At 53.3% G+C, this 15,062-nt stretch carries 10 protein-coding genes and 4 tRNA genes; 7 read left to right on the top strand and 7 right to left on the bottom strand.

The window, feature by feature from the left end; translation table 11 throughout:
* Window positions 1-12 precede the first annotated feature (12 nt).
* The gene (locus tag CMUST_RS12605; RefSeq protein ID WP_047262804.1) at window positions 13-3,435 is read left to right on the top strand and encodes a Swt1 family HEPN domain-containing protein; all 3,423 of its coding nucleotides are present in this window, start codon (window positions 13-15) and stop codon (window positions 3,433-3,435) included.
* 72 nt (window positions 3,436-3,507) lie between these two features.
* Here CMUST_RS12605 and CMUST_RS12600 read toward each other — a convergent pair whose 3' ends face one another.
* Window positions 3,508-4,146 carry a DUF2335 domain-containing protein gene (locus tag CMUST_RS12600; RefSeq protein WP_047262803.1) on the bottom strand — a complete coding sequence of 213 codons (639 nt, stop codon included), beginning with the start codon at window positions 4,144-4,146 and terminating at the stop codon, window positions 3,508-3,510.
* Window positions 4,147-4,303: 157 nt separating this feature from the next.
* Here CMUST_RS12600 and CMUST_RS16125 point away from each other — a divergent pair, with 157 nt between their 5' ends.
* The 3 genes from CMUST_RS16125 (at window position 4,304) to CMUST_RS12585 (ending at window position 5,245) form a co-directional block, all read left to right on the top strand.
* Window positions 4,304-4,942: a DUF1345 domain-containing protein gene (locus CMUST_RS16125; protein WP_052844764.1), complete on the top strand. Its 639-nt coding sequence runs from the start codon at window positions 4,304-4,306 to the stop codon at window positions 4,940-4,942.
* Between the two features lie 115 nt (window positions 4,943-5,057).
* A tRNA-Glu gene (locus tag CMUST_RS12590) sits at window positions 5,058-5,130 on the top strand.
* Between the two features lie 41 nt (window positions 5,131-5,171).
* A tRNA-Asp gene (locus CMUST_RS12585) sits at window positions 5,172-5,245 on the top strand.
* 90 nt (window positions 5,246-5,335) lie between these two features.
* Here the strand turns inward: CMUST_RS12585 and CMUST_RS12580 are convergent.
* Entirely contained in the window at window positions 5,336-7,057 is a 1,722-nt protein-coding gene (locus tag CMUST_RS12580) for an ATP-binding cassette domain-containing protein (RefSeq protein ID WP_047262802.1), read from the bottom strand.
* Window positions 7,057-9,585 carry an ABC transporter ATP-binding protein/permease gene (locus CMUST_RS12575; RefSeq protein ID WP_047262801.1) on the bottom strand — a complete coding sequence of 843 codons (2,529 nt, stop codon included), beginning with the start codon at window positions 9,583-9,585 and terminating at the stop codon, window positions 7,057-7,059. The genes CMUST_RS12580 and CMUST_RS12575 overlap by 1 nt, the downstream gene beginning before the upstream one ends.
* Window positions 9,586-10,007: 422 nt before the next feature.
* On the opposite strand from CMUST_RS12575, the gene CMUST_RS12570 reads away from it, so the two are divergent.
* Window positions 10,008-10,081: transfer RNA gene (locus CMUST_RS12570), tRNA-Asp, on the top strand.
* Window positions 10,082-10,103: 22 nt separating this feature from the next.
* Window positions 10,104-10,176, top strand: a tRNA-Phe gene (locus CMUST_RS12565).
* Window positions 10,177-10,215: 39 nt separating this feature from the next.
* Here CMUST_RS12565 and CMUST_RS16120 read toward each other — a convergent pair.
* Both CMUST_RS16120 and CMUST_RS16115 read right to left on the bottom strand, forming a co-directional pair.
* Window positions 10,216-11,091: a hypothetical protein gene (locus CMUST_RS16120; protein ID WP_052844762.1), complete on the bottom strand. Its 876-nt coding sequence runs from the start codon at window positions 11,089-11,091 to the stop codon at window positions 10,216-10,218.
* Window positions 11,091-12,017: an LbetaH domain-containing protein gene (locus tag CMUST_RS16115; protein ID WP_052844760.1), complete on the bottom strand. Its 927-nt coding sequence runs from the start codon at window positions 12,015-12,017 to the stop codon at window positions 11,091-11,093. Before CMUST_RS16115 ends, CMUST_RS16120 begins: the two co-directional genes overlap by 1 nt.
* A 193-nt stretch (window positions 12,018-12,210) precedes the next feature.
* Here CMUST_RS16115 and CMUST_RS12550 point away from each other — a divergent pair, with 193 nt between their 5' ends.
* On the top strand, window positions 12,211-12,495 hold the full coding sequence (locus tag CMUST_RS12550; protein ID WP_047262800.1) for a GNAT family N-acetyltransferase: 285 nt from the start codon (window positions 12,211-12,213) through the stop codon (window positions 12,493-12,495).
* A gap of 127 nt (window positions 12,496-12,622) precedes the next feature.
* Here CMUST_RS12550 and epsC read toward each other — a convergent pair whose 3' ends face one another.
* A complete protein-coding gene (gene epsC, locus CMUST_RS12545) occupies window positions 12,623-13,216 on the bottom strand; it encodes a serine O-acetyltransferase EpsC (RefSeq protein WP_047262799.1) in 594 nt (197 codons plus the stop codon).
* 140 nt (window positions 13,217-13,356) lie between these two features.
* Window positions 13,357-14,292 carry a cysteine synthase A gene (gene cysK / locus CMUST_RS12540; RefSeq protein ID WP_047262798.1) on the bottom strand — a complete coding sequence of 312 codons (936 nt, stop codon included), beginning with the start codon at window positions 14,290-14,292 and terminating at the stop codon, window positions 13,357-13,359.
* Window positions 14,293-15,062: the final 770 nt, after the last annotated feature.

The following is a 15,062-nucleotide window of genomic DNA, read 5'->3' as shown; positions in this document are numbered from 1 at the left end:
TAGGAGGAATAAGTGGCAATCAGTAACCGGGATCGGGTAGGGCAAGCGCTAGATCTTCTGGCAGAGGGCTTGTTTGATGTCGTCGATGAGGTAATGACGCGGGTATTTCAGTCCAATTCGTGGACTGACAAATGGGCGGAAAAAGATGCTTTAAAATACGGTAGTTCGAAACGGACTATTAGCAAAAGCGATGTTCAAGTACAGCTTCGGGCACTGACTGAATATGGTCGGGAGTTTAAAGAAGTACTGTCACGGGCACAACAAGGTTTCGCCTCTGAATTGCGGGAAACGCGGAACCTATGGGCGCATAACGAGCCCTTTAGCTCAGACGATGCTTTCCGCGCACTCGATACGATTGCAAGATTGCTGCAAGCAGTCGACTCGGTAGATTCGGCGAAAGATGTGTTAAAGCTCCGTGATGATCTTCAGCGCAACGTGTACGAGGATCGCGCTCGGCACCAAGCAAAACGTGCGAACGTCGTAAAGCTAGAACCTGGTGCTGGATTAAAACCTTGGCGGGAAGTCATTGAACCCCATGACGACGTTGCGCGAGGCGAGTTTACCGCTTCCGAGTTCGCAGCCGACTTGCATCTGGTACATACGAAACAGGCACTTAGCCCTGAATATGGTGACCCAGTCGAATTTTTCAGCAGAACGTACTTGACCGAGGGTTTGCGGGATTTGTTAGACCGTGCGCTACGGAGGCTGAACGGTGACGCGAACGCTAGCCCAGTGGTGAACTTGCAAACCAACTTCGGTGGCGGGAAAACCCACTCGATGCTGGCTCTCTATCACTTATTCAGTGGGGTGTCAGCGCAAAATTTTCCGCAAGAAGTCCAAGAGCTGGTCCACGGCAGCGGAGTTAAGGGGTTGGAAAAGCTCGGCGTGCGCCGCGCCGCGCTGGTTGGAACCTACCTTCAGGCCGGTTCGCCCAGCATTAAAGAAGATGGCACGGAAGTACGAACCATGTGGGGTGAATTAGCCTGGCAGCTGGGCGGCCGCGCCGGGTATGACATTGTTGCTGAAGCAGATAAAACGGGCACGAACCCTGGCGAGGCGCTGCACACGCTGCTGAGCACCTATGGGCCAGCCTTAATTCTTGTTGATGAATGGGTCGCTTACGCACGGCAACTTATTACTGATAAGGAGCTACCAGCGGGTTCATTTGATACCCAATTCACGTTCGCACAATCACTAACTGAGATGGTCAGTTCGATTCCGGGCACCATGCTGGTGGTGTCTATCCCCGCATCAGACGGTTCGGCACAAGCAGGAACTGATATTGAAATTGGTGGTGAAAAAGGCCAACGGGCACTGGAACGTTTGCAAAACGTCATTCGACGCGTGGCGGATCAATGGCGCCCTTCAACCCGCGACGAATCCTTTGAAATTGTGCGCCGCAGGCTATTTAAAACGCCCGATGCCGAGAGCTTGGCCATGATCGCTGCAGTCTCACGCAGTTTTGTCACTATGTATCGGGAAAATTTGTCTGCGTTTCCACGTGATGCGGTTACAGCATCGAATGAATATGAAACTCGTATTCGCGCCTCCTACCCGCTTCACCCAGAACTGTTAGATCGGTTGTATGAAGACTGGTCTACTTTAGAGCGCTTCCAACGCACCCGGGGCGTGCTCAAGCTGGTTTCATCCATCATTCACGAATTATGGGCATCAAATGATACATCGCCGCTCATTCTTCCTGGCAACGTACCGTTATCAGCTTCATCCGTAAACACTGACCTTACGCAGTACTTAGAAGATGCCTGGAAGCCAATCATTGACTCTGACATTGACGGTCCCGATTGCACAGCGAGTCGGATTGATAAAGAAAAACCTGCCCTAGGTAAACGCCATATCACACAACGAATAGCGCGCACGATCTTCGTTGGTGCCGCACCACGGAACAATACCAACCGTAAAGGCTTAGATAAGCAGTATCTCTGGTTGGGAACCGCCATTCCTGGTGATGCCTTGGGCAATTTCAGCAGTGCGATCGAAAATCTTTCGCAACGATCCACCTACTTCTATGAGGAACAAGGACATTATTGGTTTGATACTCAACCTTCCGTGTCCAAAACCGCTCGGGATCATGCTGAACGGCTTCGGGAAGAACCTGAGGCCGTGTGGAACGAAATCATTCGGCGACTACAGTCGGAAGATAGTAATCGTGGAGTATTCGATCGCGTCCATATTGCGCCACTTAATAGTGGTGAAATTCCCGACTTTGAGGAAACCCGCCTGGTTATCATGCATCCCAAATTTACCTGGGGCAAAACTACTAGCGCTGGGAGTACTACCTATGATTGGGTATATTCGGCTATCGAAAATAAGGGTGGAAGCCAACGAGTACATCGCAATGCTCTGATTTTTCTATCCGTAGATGACGCTGAACTAAGTGGGTTGGAAGCAGCAGCCCGTAGCTATCTAGGGTGGAAACTTGTACATGATGGTGCTGAAGAGTTCAACCTCACAGCTCAGCAACATCGCCAAGCTGAAGACTGGGTAAAGAAATGTGATCAAACCGTTGGTGACCGCATTCGTAGCGCATACACACGCGTGTTAATTCCAGAACAAGAAGACCCAACACAGCCATTCGACATTTGGTGTGAAAAGATCTCTGATTCAGGAGATATGCCTTTCGCAGTGCGGATTGGTGACAAGCTTGACCGTAGCGGACACATAGTACCTGAATTGGCTTCGAGCGTGCTCGCGGCAACGATTAACGAAAAATTGGGCAATTGGTGGTCGGAACGCGACCACGTCTATGTGGGTGAGCTATGGGAATACTTCACTAGGTTTATTTATTTGTACCGTCTTGTTCGGCGATCTGTCCTTGATAATGCGGTTATGCAAGCGGCAACCAGCATTATGGTAGGCGATGAGCGATTTGCTATCGCCCACAGCATTGACGAAGATACAGGGCGATACCGTGGTCTGATAATCCCCCCAAATAATGAAGCACAATTGATTCACGTCACTGACAGCACCCTCATTGTGAAATGGGAGAAAGCGGTAGCCCAACAAGAGGAAGATCGAATCGCGCGGGAAAAAGAAAATCTGTTAACCGCGAGTCTGAATGCTGATGTATTGACTGGGGCGGAGACCGATAGCGAAAAAGTTGGTGTTATTCCGCCAGTCCTAGGTGGCGGTGAGGTTTCGATAGCGTCCGACAGTTCGCAGGTTGAAGCTGTAATTCGGGACACGATTGTTCGTTACTTTGGATCAGTGAAGATCGATCCAGAACGGTACAGTCGTGACTTGGGCCAAATAACCCGAGAAATAATCGACAGGTTGGTGGGTGCTGGTGCGAAACTCACAATCAGTCTTGACATTCAGGCGGAAAAACCGGAGGGATTCAACGAATCTGAAATACGCACGATCAAGGAAAACTCCAACGCACTCAAGTTTGAAAATTCAGGATTTGAGAAGGGATAATTTGTGTGTGATCGGGGATTGAGACTGCGCTCAATCCCCGTACGATAACTCAGCTAGCAGTGCTTTTTCGCCTTACTTTTCAGCATCTTCATTGCTTACAGGCATCCAGTCTGTGCCCAATTTGGGGATTAAAATAGCTCCGATAAAACTCAAGGCACTAAAGATACTCATTAGAGCGCTCATCCAGTTGTAGGAAGCCTGTGTTTTTCCAAAAAGCTGGACAACAACAGCGCAAATTAAGGACGCATTTGCAATTGCGAACGAGATCCACTGCCCCCTCGCTATTGAGTGCCCTTTGGTGCGAATCGAATCTGCCAAAGCGTTGTTTACTTCAACATTTGAACGCGTTGCATAGTTGGCAGCTTCCGACGAATTCTCCGCCATTCGTACAATCCTGTCCGCGAGTCCTTCTTGAATTGCTTCATATTCTTTAAGCTCGCGGGGATTTGGAATAGGCCCGACTCGAGTTACACTCATCATCTGGTGTACTTGTTCCCGGACTTGATCGACTAATTCTGCTTCTATTACTTCGTCAGTCTGTAACTGTCCATTGCTTCCCGAATAGCCTTTCCGGTTCGCTGCCAACCCTTCTCCACGTTCTCCATCGGATCGTGAATTCGGGCTGTCCGAATTACCCGACCGTCGCGTGAGTGCGCGATCACCTGACTCTTTCGGTTCGTCCGGGGTGTTACTGGAATTGTCATCAAACACTCCGCATCCGCTTTTTATAGCTTGAAAAACTGCGATTTTAGCACAGCTCATTTTTCCAGATCGAACTGCGTGATACAACAGTGATGACAGTTTTTCCTGTCTCGTGCCCCATCAAAAACCCTTGAACCCGCCCCCGCTTCATGCCACAGTGAAATGCATGGAAACAATCTTTCGCAATCATTTTTGGTGGATAAAACTTGTCATTGAGACGATCATTATCGTCTCAAGCATTTCCTACCTGATTGTCGATGAATTTGCTGTTTTGATTGGTTGGGAGCTGCTCGCGGCCATCTACGTGGTTCTGGTATTTGTTGCGGCCTGGGGTGGAATTGAAGCCCCAAATGTGGCTCCGGTGGATCGAAAGCGAATCTTGCGGATGTCCTGGTGGTTTACGCAGCTTGCGAGTCTTACCGGCATTAACTCGGCGGTTATAGCTTTGATTGCAAAGCAAGAGGTTCATGCTGATTCCTCGGTGGATGCAATGGTTGCAGCTATTGGGGTGGTGCTTTCCTGGATGTTGATGCAGATTGGCTTCGCTCAGATTTATGAAATGATTGATGCGTCCGAGAAACGTGGAGTGTTTCAGTTTCCCGGCGATGGCGATACGCGCCGGGCGGAACTAATGGACTATCTGTATTTCGCCTTCACCATTGGTTCGTCTTTTGCCACATCGGATCCGACGGTGGTGCGGCCGTCGGGTAGGCGGGTGGTGTTGCTGCATAGTATTGTGGCGTTTTTCTATAACGCGATTGTTGTGGCGGTGGCGATTCAGGTGTTGCAGGGGCTTATTAAATAAGGTGGTTTTGGTGGGTTTAACTGCGGTTTTGCCAAAGCTTGGTGTCTAAAGTATAGTTTTCTTCCAGCTGCTTAGGAAAGCACTAGGGTAAAACTTGGTGCGACACTATCTGCTTGCTCCCATCGTCTAGGGGCCTAGGACTCCGCCCTTTCACGGCGGCAACACGGGTTCGAATCCCGTTGGGAGTACTAACACCCTTATTTAAGTAAGGGTGTTTTTAAATGAATATGGCCCTGTGGCGCAGTTGGTTAGCGCGCCGCCCTGTCACGGCGGAGGTCGCGGGTTCGAGCCCCGTCAGGGTCGCATTTCACGCATGTGGGGTGAGAAGGATGAAAGTTCTTCTCACCCCACATGTGGTTTTCGGTATTTTCAATGCCGGGTAGGGGAGTGCGGTTAAGAGCGAACTTGCCACTTTTCGACGGCCCGCCACCTGTCCCACAGATCAGCGAACATGCCACCCCGGGCGAGTAAGTCGTCAACTGAACCGTGCTCAGCGATTGTGGCATTATCAAGTACCACCACGGTATCTGCTAACTGAATCATTGCGGGGCGATGCGTGACCGCGATGATGGTGCGCTTGCCCCGAAGTTCCCCTAATGCATCCACAACCGAATGCTCGGTAATGGCGTCAAGCGCCGAGGTGGCTTCGTCAACAAGCAATAACCCGGCGGGTTTGGCCAAGGCGCGGGCGAGCCCGACTCGCTGACGTTCACCGCCGGATAGGGTGCCGCCGCCCTCGCCGATGCGGGAATCCCAACCATCCGGAAGCCCCGCCAGCACCTCGGTGAGCTGTGCTTGTTTCGCGATGCTGGCAAGAAGCGGTGCCTCATCGGGACCGGAACCAGGCATAACATTGTCGCGTAGTGTGCCTGGCCGCAGGTCCGTGGTTTGGAACATCATGGAAGTGCCCGCACGCCGTAGTAGCGCCGAGGTTGGAACGTTGTTCCATCGGACCTCGCCGACGGTGGGTTCACGCAGGCCGGCGAGGATGTCTAGCAGGGTGGATTTGCCGGAGCCGGAGCCACCCACGATCACAGTGAAGCTGCCAGCGGGCACTGTTAGGTCCACTCTGTCAAGGGCGCAAGTGCCGTCCGGATAGCTAAAACTTACCCCGTTAACGCCGACGGCGGGTGGCTCGTCATTACTGGTTGTCGGTGGTTTTTCAGAGTCGCCACGCGTGTTTCGTTGCTCCACCAGTGTTCGTACTTCGTCAAGACGCCTGCTTATCGACGCCATAGGCGTGGCCAGTAAAGACAAGGAGCCGACGGTTTCGACGACCCGAAGCAAAACAACAACCATTGCGGCGGCTGCGGCGCCACTAAGTGCCCCGTCGAGATAAAGCCAGCCGGTAACTCCGCCGAATCCCAAGAGGATCAACTGCAAGGCGATACTAAAGAGCGTATCGCCAGGAATCTGCCACACAAGCAGCTGAAGCCCACGCTTGCGGGACGCGCGAAGAACGTTATCGAGGGCACTACCAGCAACGCCGGTGGAACGCAGCGTCGGCTGAGCCCAGGCAAAGTCTAACGCGCGATCGTCAAGCTCCCGGGAAGAATCGGCATAAGCGCGATCTGCCCGGTCAATCGCACGTCTGCCGAGAATAAACGCGGTGGCAAGCAATAGGCCACCGAGCACGGCGACTGCCGCCAGCTGCCAAGCGATCACCAGCAGCATAAGGCTCAGTAGCGGAACAAACACAAGCGAATGCACAATCGGAGCAATCAACAACACCACTGCGGAAACGGACTCGCTGCCAGCAGTAGACACCAAGTCGCGTATCTTCGATGCACGGGTGCCATGCAAGTCACTTGGGTCGAGATGCCGAATGGCGTCTACGCCTGAGTCTTCTATCTCCTGCATGATCATTAATCCCAGCCGCAGACCCGCCCGCATCGCTAGGCTATCAATGACCCACACGGCAGCGACGGCAACCACCTGCACGGAAAGCCACGGCCAAGCGGACGCCGGATTGGAGCTGAATAACGCAGAAAGAACAGGAACGAGCATCATGACAGCAGCCGCCTGTAGCGCAGCTGACAGAAGCGTCAGACCGATAAAAAGCATCCGGTAGCGGCGTCCAGCGGTGCCCGTGATTACGGTGAAATCTTTAAGCATTATTGCAGGGCCTTCCGAGCGTTATCGGTCAAAGTAGCGTACAGGCCACCCCGTTTCCGCAGGGCACTATCGGTGCCTTTCTCAACGATGCGCCCCTTGTCCAGCACAACAATCGTGTCCGCGTCCGCGATGGTATGCAGCCGGTGCGCGATGATTAGCACAGTGCGACCTTTAAGGAGCTGACTAAGCCCCTGTCGGATTGCCCACTCTGAGTCCGGGTCGGCCGCTGCGGTGGCCTCATCCAAAATCACCGCACGTGGATTACCCAATAACGCCCGGGCGATAGCAATACGCTGCCGCTGACCACCAGAAAGGCTATCCCGATCCACCACGGTGTCGTAGCCTGCCGGCAATTGCTGAATAACCTGGTCGATAAAAGCCGTCGTAGCGGCCGCTACCACCTGCGCCCGGGTCGCATCAGGGTGCCCCAAAGCTATGTTGTCGTGGATGGTGCCACGGATAAGTTGAACATCTTGCAACACGGTAGCAACGTGGCTGTGTAACTGTGCCTCCGGGATATCTTTAATATCCGTGCCATCCAAGGTAATCATGCCGGAATCCGGATCCCAAAACCTCGCCACCAATGCCGCGATCGTGGACTTACCAGCTCCTGATGGGCCTACAATTGCAGTAACCTTTCCAGGGGGCAACGCAAGACTGACGTTCTCTAAGATCGGCTGGCCCGGAGCGTAGCCAAAAGTGACATCGTGAAGGCGGATGTCAGCGGGCGCGGTGCTATGGGGAGCCGAAGTCGCGCCGGGTGACCGCGCTGCGAGTTCCGGGGAAGCGAGCATCAACTCAAGCGCGGTTTTGGCAGTCATTCCAGCCTGTAATCCGTTCGCAGCGTAGGAGATTGAAAGGAGACGATTGCCAAAACTCGTGCCCAGCACAAGGAACGGTAGCAGGTAAGCCGCAGGCATCAGCCCGGTGGTAATCAACACGGTGCCGGCAACACTGAGCAACACCATCACCGTGAGTGGGCGATTAAGTTGTATGCTTGCGGATTTAGCGTTGATGGTTTCCAATTGCCACGCGGTGAGGAATGCACGCAGCTCGGACAGCTGGCGGGGCAGGTTGATGGTGGCATCGTCGCCGAAGATACGAGCTGCAGGTTGACCAGTGATGAAGCGTTCAGCGTCACCGGGAAGTGTAGCGTTGTATCGCAACATTTTGCGCATCCGCGGCTTGTCGGCGGTTGCCATCCGCAGCATTACGATCACATAAAGAACCACGGGTACTAGCAACACGAAACACAGCCGCCAATCGATGGTGAACAGGTAAAGCACGATGGTTAGCGGGGTTACCACTGCTGCAACCAGATCCGGTACAGCGTGCGTGACCAGGTAGTGCAGGGCGTTGATATCGTCCTGAACGAGTTTTTTCACCTCAGCGGTGCGGCGCTGTCGGAACCACCCCAGCGGCATTCGCGTGAGTTTGTGCAACACGCGTTTTCGCAATGCGGCGCTGAAGCGGGCATCGTGAAGATGCAGCAGAAAAAGCATTAATGCGGTTCCTGCAGCACCAGCAAGCATAATGATTGTTCCCGTTATGCCGAGGGAGACTAAAACGTCGCGCTCGGCCCCAGTAAGCAGGCGGCGCGCAAGTTCCGCGAACAGAATCAGTGGGGCGACTTCCAGTAACGACAACAATCCCTGCGCGATACCGGCGGTGATCAGTGCAGTTCGGGCGGGCCGCAGTATCGATGGGGTAGATTCTGCCTTGTCGACGGCTGATGCAGGTCGTGCCACCTGGTCTGTGGATTGTTCTGCGGTGGTTTCCACCTCGACTTTTTTGCCCATTGCTTTGCCGTGTACCCAGTAGGCTTGGGCATGCATGGTTCCCTTGTTCTGGCCGTGGTCGATCTGTAGGGCTTGCCGCACCAACCGGGTGGCTACCGATTCTGCGGCAACCCACGTGCGCCAACCGTGGTAGTCAGTGCCCCTGAGCGCATTGACTAATGTGCGGGAATCTCCACCGGTGGGTACCCATGTGACGGAGAGGTTCGGGTGTTTGGGGAAGGGGAGCTTATTATCCGCTTCGTGATGCTGCTCCATAATCACCTTGATTGGCACATCGATGGGAAGGGATGCGACGATCGATTGTATCCCTGGCCATGAAGCTGCATCACCAAGCAGCAGATAGCCAACTGGGGGCGGATCCGACGGGTTAAAACCCTCGCTGCCATAGCGCTGAAACACGATCTCATCTCCTGGCTGGGCGTTCACAGCCCAGGTGGAGGCAGGCCCGGCAGGTTCGTGGACCAGGAATGCGATGGAAAAAGTGCCAGTCGTTGAATCGGAGTCTAGGAAGGTGTATCCACGCTGGTGGAGAGTATTTTTACCATCAGGATCTGGAAACCAGCCGCGTACCCAGGCGCTGGGGGATTCACCCGCTGGGTCAAGTAGGTGGGTGGAATGGAAATCTACACGCAGCACATGCGGGGTGATCCAGTCGGAACCTGTGACGGTCGCCAGATGTTCCTTGGCACCAAGGGCCCGGAGTACTGCTCCTTGAATTCCTTTACTCACGGTAAGCCTCCTCCTGTTCCATCACTGTGCAGGTTCAGGTGTGATCCAGCCACTGGAGACCAAACAGACGAGGGTTAAGTTATCCCGGAACGAGCCCTATGCAGCGGTGTGACGAAACGTAATGTTTATTGCCGGAAAGTTTAGGGTAGGCGACCCTTAATTACAATGTTTTTGGGGAAAATTGCTGCGCTGGGGTGCTTCCGCTTTGCTGCGATTATTGAAACGAATGTATGTATCTCCGGGGTTTGCCTAAAAAGGATGTGGTGGTTGCCGCATGGCGCCTGGCATAAGGTGTGGAATTTGCGCGGTAGTTCACTGACGTGACTGGCGGCTATATCATCTTTTACCTGCGGATTTGATTAGTCTTGATAATGCTGTGTATTGTTATCAAACGTTGAAGGGAAACTTTCTATCACAATTTTGGCCCTGTGGCGCAGTTGGTTAGCGCGCCGCCCTGTCACGGCGGAGGTCGCGGGTTCGAGCCCCGTCAGGGTCGCTAGGTTGAGTAATCAGCCGGTGGCGCGGTAGCTCAGTCGGTAGAGCGTCCGCCTGAAAAGTGGAAGGTCACCAGTTCGATCCTGGTCCGTGCCACATTTATAACGCCCCAACATCTTTGATGGTGTTGGGGCGTTAGTTATTGCTTTCCCAAAATTCCACCCGGCTGGCCAGCAGGTTTGTTAGCTGATCCAATTCGTAGCGCCACCGATTAAGCGACGCAGCACCGGCGTTTGCTTGTGGCCAGTTAGTTTCCGCGCGTCGGGTAATCTCGGTGCGGAACCCGTCAAGGGTGCCGTCCCAATCGCCGTAATGAATCCTATGCCCGGTGCAGCACCGATAGGCGGTGATGGTTTCGGCGCAGTCTGCCGCTAGGACGATGCTTATTATGTCTTCAGCGGACGTAATCTGTGCTGTGGTGGCGATAGTGGGGCCGCCGCAGATTGTGATGTGACCGGAGATGGTTGCGTTGTCGCGGATAGTGGGGGCGTCGAAAAGCCATACTCGGCCGGAAATCTTGGCGTTGCCGGTAGCAACGCTTGCGCCGTGTAAGCAGGCGAATCCGCCCACCCAGCTGTCACCGCGTGCCTGTGCGCTGTCGGTGAGTACAGCGGTTTCGCACACGATCGCATTGTCGGAAACGAAAGAATCCATAAGGAGTTCAGCGTTACCGCTTAGCTGGGCATTGCCGGAGATCGCGGTTTGGTCGAACATCCGCGCGTTTTCGAAAACCCGGGCGTTGTCGCCGACCTGCGCTAAGCCGCAGATATTGGCGGAGTCGAAGACTTCGGCGGTGCCCGATACCCGCGCTTCATCGGTCACCCAGGCATTGCCATACACCTTTGCTTCGTCCGCAACCCAGGCTGCACCTGTGAGGTTTCGTGGCGACTCCACCCAGCCGCCGAGTTCGCCGCGCTCAATGTGTCCAGCTATGTCGGTGGTGGCGCGAATGCGGTGGAGTACCGTGTCACCTAGGGTTAAGGTTTCGTCGGTGAACTCGAAATGCGCCACTATTCTTCGTCCCAACTAGCCAAAAATTTTTCAATGGCATCGCATTCAGCGGCCCAGTTTGGTTCCGTGCCGATTTCCGAACGTAACTGAGACAGTGTTCCCACCCATGAGTCGTACCAGATGCGGTGACCATTCGCGGTGCGATATGTGGTCACCCAAGGGCCTGAGCCGACTCGTGCTACCCGGACATGATGCGGCCCGGATATGCGCGCGTCACCTGCGATCATTGCGGCCACCGGTATGCTCACATGCCCCGACACTAAGGCGTTTCCGCCGATTGGCATGCGAGTATCCACTTCGGTGTAGCCGAACACTTCCGCATCGTCTCGCACACCGCCGCAATTGGTTATCACAACATGGCCGAAAACCCGTGCGCTATCGCATACTCGGGCGGAGCCGGAGACGCTGACGAAGTCGAAAACCTCAGCGTTGCCGTAGACTTCTGCTTGCTTTTCGACGCTCGCATGCCCGTACACCTTAGCCGCACCGTACACACATGCTTGATCCGTTACCTGCGCGAAGCCATGAACGATCGCATCGTCGTACACTTTTGCGTTACTTGTGATTTCGCAATGCCCATATACCTGGGCATTGCCGTACACCATGCCGTCGTGCACATGCCCGAAGTCAAATACCTTAGCGTTTCCGGAAACCTGGGCGGTTCCGCTTACTTGTGCGTGCCCATACACCTCAGCGTGCCCGAATACCAGCGCGGTGCCTGTGGCGTTGCCAAAACCATAGATCTTCGCTTCGTCGTACACCCAGGCGTTTTCTGAAAGGTTGTCTTTCGATTCCACCCAACCGCCAAGATCGCCGGATCTTACAACCCGATGTTTATGTGGCAGATCGCGGGTAGCCCGTATCCGGTATAGGGTTACCCCTTCAACCAGCAAAGTTTCATCGGTGAGTTCGAAGTGTTTGGTCATAAGTTTTTAAAAACCTTAGTCTCGAAAGGCGGATCTTAACCCAAGGCTGCGACAGCGCACTGGCTGGGAGTTACTCATCCTATGATAGGTGCCATTAGAATGAATCACTACGGTGCGGCTCTGGTACGCGATTATTAGAATCCGCCGGAGTGCTCCGTTTAGATAGTTAGCACATTAGTAAAGGAGCTACGTAATGGAATCACCATCAATCACTCATGAACCAGAAAACAACCGCTTTGTCATATCCGTTGATGGCGAGGAAGCCGGATTCGCAGCATATCGCCCAAACCCGGGTAACCGCGATTTTAACCACACGGTTGTTTTGGAGAAGTTCCGGGGACAGGGGCTTTCCACACCGCTTATCAAGGCAGCTTTAGACGCAACCCGTGACGAGGGCTTAAGCATTACCCCAAGCTGCCCTGCGGTTAAGCGATTCATCAATAAAAACAGCGAATATCGTAACCTGGTAGGCAGTTAGTGACACGAGGTCGTTATCGCATCTAAAACGCCATACTCCTGTTAAAACAAGAGTGGCCTAAATAAAAACGCTTGCACACCATACTTATGGGTCGTGGTGCGCAAGCGTTTTTCTATGTGGTGGAGTGCTAGATAATGAAATCTCCGCCGTCTTTGGCTACATAGGAATCTGGGTCTACCAGCTTGATGCATTCCTCTTCCTTGCGGGGACGGGCCTTGGCGGGGATCCCCACAGCGATGTGATTAGGCGGTACGTCCTTGGTTACCACGGCGTTTGCGCCGATGGCGGAACCATCACCGATGGTAATAGGGCCTAGGACTTTGGCGCCTGCGCCGATGGTGACGTTGTCCTCAATAGTGGGGTGGCGTTTGGTCTGGGTAAGCACTTGGCCACCTAGGGTGACGCCGTGGTACAACATGACACCTTCGCCAATTTCGGCGGTTTCTCCGATGACGATTCCCATACCATGGTCGATAAAAAATCGGCGCCCGATGGTGGCACCAGGGTGTATCTCAACACCGGTGAGAAAGCGGGTGAATTGGGCGAGAATCCTCGCGGGTCCTTTGATGCGGCGCACCCATAGCCAATGGGCGATGCGGTGCAGCCAGATTGCATGTAGACCGGAATAAACTATGGCGTTTTCCACGTTTCCTCGGGCAGCCGGGTCGTGGTCACGGGCATTGGCTAAATCTTCACGAATCATTTTGATAATGGAGTACATGTTTGACCAGCGTAACAGTAGTTGGGTGGGTGTCGCATGCGGCGAATAAAACCTGTGTGGAAAAATGGCTAAACCGCCCTACGGAAGAAGCCAAAGATGTGATCGAGTAGGGCGGTGATGCGCAAAAAAAGGGGAGAGGTTTAGTCGCGGATGTCGTCGTAAAGCACTGTGGAAATGTAGCGCTCACCGAAGTCTGGGATGACAGTGACGATGGTTTTCCCGGCGTTTTCTTCACGGGCGGCAATGTCGAGAGCCGCCTTGACATTTGCCCCTGCTGAAATTCCGCCGAGGATACCTTCTTGAACACCTAGGTTGCGGGAGGTTGTTACGGCGTCTTCGTTGGAAACGGTAATAACTTCGTCGTAGATCTTCTGGTTTAAAACTTCAGGGATGAAGTTTGCGCCCATTCCCTGAATCTTGTGTGGGCCGGCTTTACCGGTAGTCAGTAGCGGTGAAGCTTCTGGTTCCACTGCGTAAATTTCAATTTCGGGTTTGTGTTTACGTAAGGTTTCGCCAGCGCCGGTGATGGTTCCGCCGGTGCCGATTCCCGCGACGAAGATGTCGATATTGCCATCGGTATCGCGCCAGATTTCTTCACCGGTGGTTTCGCGGTGGATCTGTGGATTAGCTGCGTTTGCGAACTGACGAGCCAGGATTGCACCAGGCCGTTCCGCAACGATTTCATTCGCTTTGTCAACCGCACCTTGCATTCCGGCGGAGCCGGGGGTGAGAATAATCTCGGCACCGAATGCCCGGAGCATGACGCGACGCTCCGTAGACATGGTTTCTGGCATGGTAAGCACCACATTGTAGCCGCGTGCGGCTCCGGCCAGTGCTAGTGCAATGCCGGTATTGCCGGAGGTTGCTTCGACGAGGGTTCCGCCAGGCTTAAGCTCGCCGGAGGCTTCGGCAGCATCAACGATCGCTTTGCCGATGCGATCCTTGACGGAGTTTGCCGGGTTGAAAAACTCAAGCTTTACGACGACGTTGCCGGGCAGGTCTTTATCTAATTGATTAAGGCGCACCATAGGGGTGTTGCCAATGGTCTCCAGGATGTCGTTATAAATTTTTGCCATGAGTAAGCTCCTTCAGTGAGAGAATTTTTTAGGGCTTGTGCAGTCTATTTTTTGAATTTCTGCAGAGATGCCGGACATCAGTATAGCAAACGCATAGACCAATGAGTCTATAATATTCAACGCATTGTAGACAGGGTTGTCTATCAAGCGATAAAATTGCCGAATTTGGTATTTTTCAGGTGATTCATGGCACTTTTTTAAAAATTTTTCTTGTTGAGCAATGTGGTTTTGTGGGTTTAGTGCGTATTGCAATGTGTCATAATGTCCGATTTTGGCGCATGTTGGGCATAGTTACCCCCGCCAGTATTTTGCGCAGATTAGATGAAAAATATGCAATATATTGTCGCGGTTGGCGACTTCATTCAGCTTCCCCTTGTTGGGGGTGAATCGTAAGCTAGAACGCTATTTGTGTACGAAAGTATATAATTTGCTGCGGGGTTGAGGTGTTGATAACTTTATGATTTTTAATTCCGGTGGGTGGTGTAAAAACTGGGGTATTTTCCCCACTCGGTTACCCCCAGATTCCGTACAAAGCGGGCATTGAACGGTAATTTCCCACATATCTACTAGCTTTTGCTACCCCCCGTTCAATGGTTATACTGCTGTGAGGTTGCAGGTATGCGTCACCCACACTCCGGGGGTAATGCATACGGCAGGCTAGCTTGTTTGCTTCTTGAGATTGCATAACAACTCGCAAACAGTTTGCGTGATTATGTGGTTTTAACGGTTGCGTGCTGCAAAACTTCCATAGGAAGAATTCTTACAGCGCA

This window comes from Corynebacterium mustelae (genome assembly GCF_001020985.1).
In the GTDB taxonomy this organism is placed as follows: domain Bacteria; phylum Actinomycetota; class Actinomycetes; order Mycobacteriales; family Mycobacteriaceae; genus Corynebacterium; species Corynebacterium mustelae.
The sequence above is the reverse complement of the archived record's forward strand: the minus strand, read 5'-3'. Positions and strand labels throughout refer to the sequence as shown.

Coding starts and splice junctions, on each gene's coding strand:
- CMUST_RS12550 (WP_047262800.1), top strand. CDS start 12,211: ATGGAATCACCATCAATCACTCATGAACCAGAAAACAACCGCTTTGTC.
- cysK (WP_047262798.1), bottom strand. CDS start 14,292: ATGGCAAAAATTTATAACGACATCCTGGAGACCATTGGCAACACCCCT.
- CMUST_RS12580 (WP_047262802.1), bottom strand. CDS start 7,057: ATGCTTAAAGATTTCACCGTAATCACGGGCACCGCTGGACGCCGCTAC.
- epsC (WP_047262799.1), bottom strand. CDS start 13,216: ATGTACTCCATTATCAAAATGATTCGTGAAGATTTAGCCAATGCCCGT.
- CMUST_RS16125 (WP_052844764.1), top strand. CDS start 4,304: ATGGAAACAATCTTTCGCAATCATTTTTGGTGGATAAAACTTGTCATT.
- CMUST_RS16115 (WP_052844760.1), bottom strand. CDS start 12,017: ATGACCAAACACTTCGAACTCACCGATGAAACTTTGCTGGTTGAAGGG.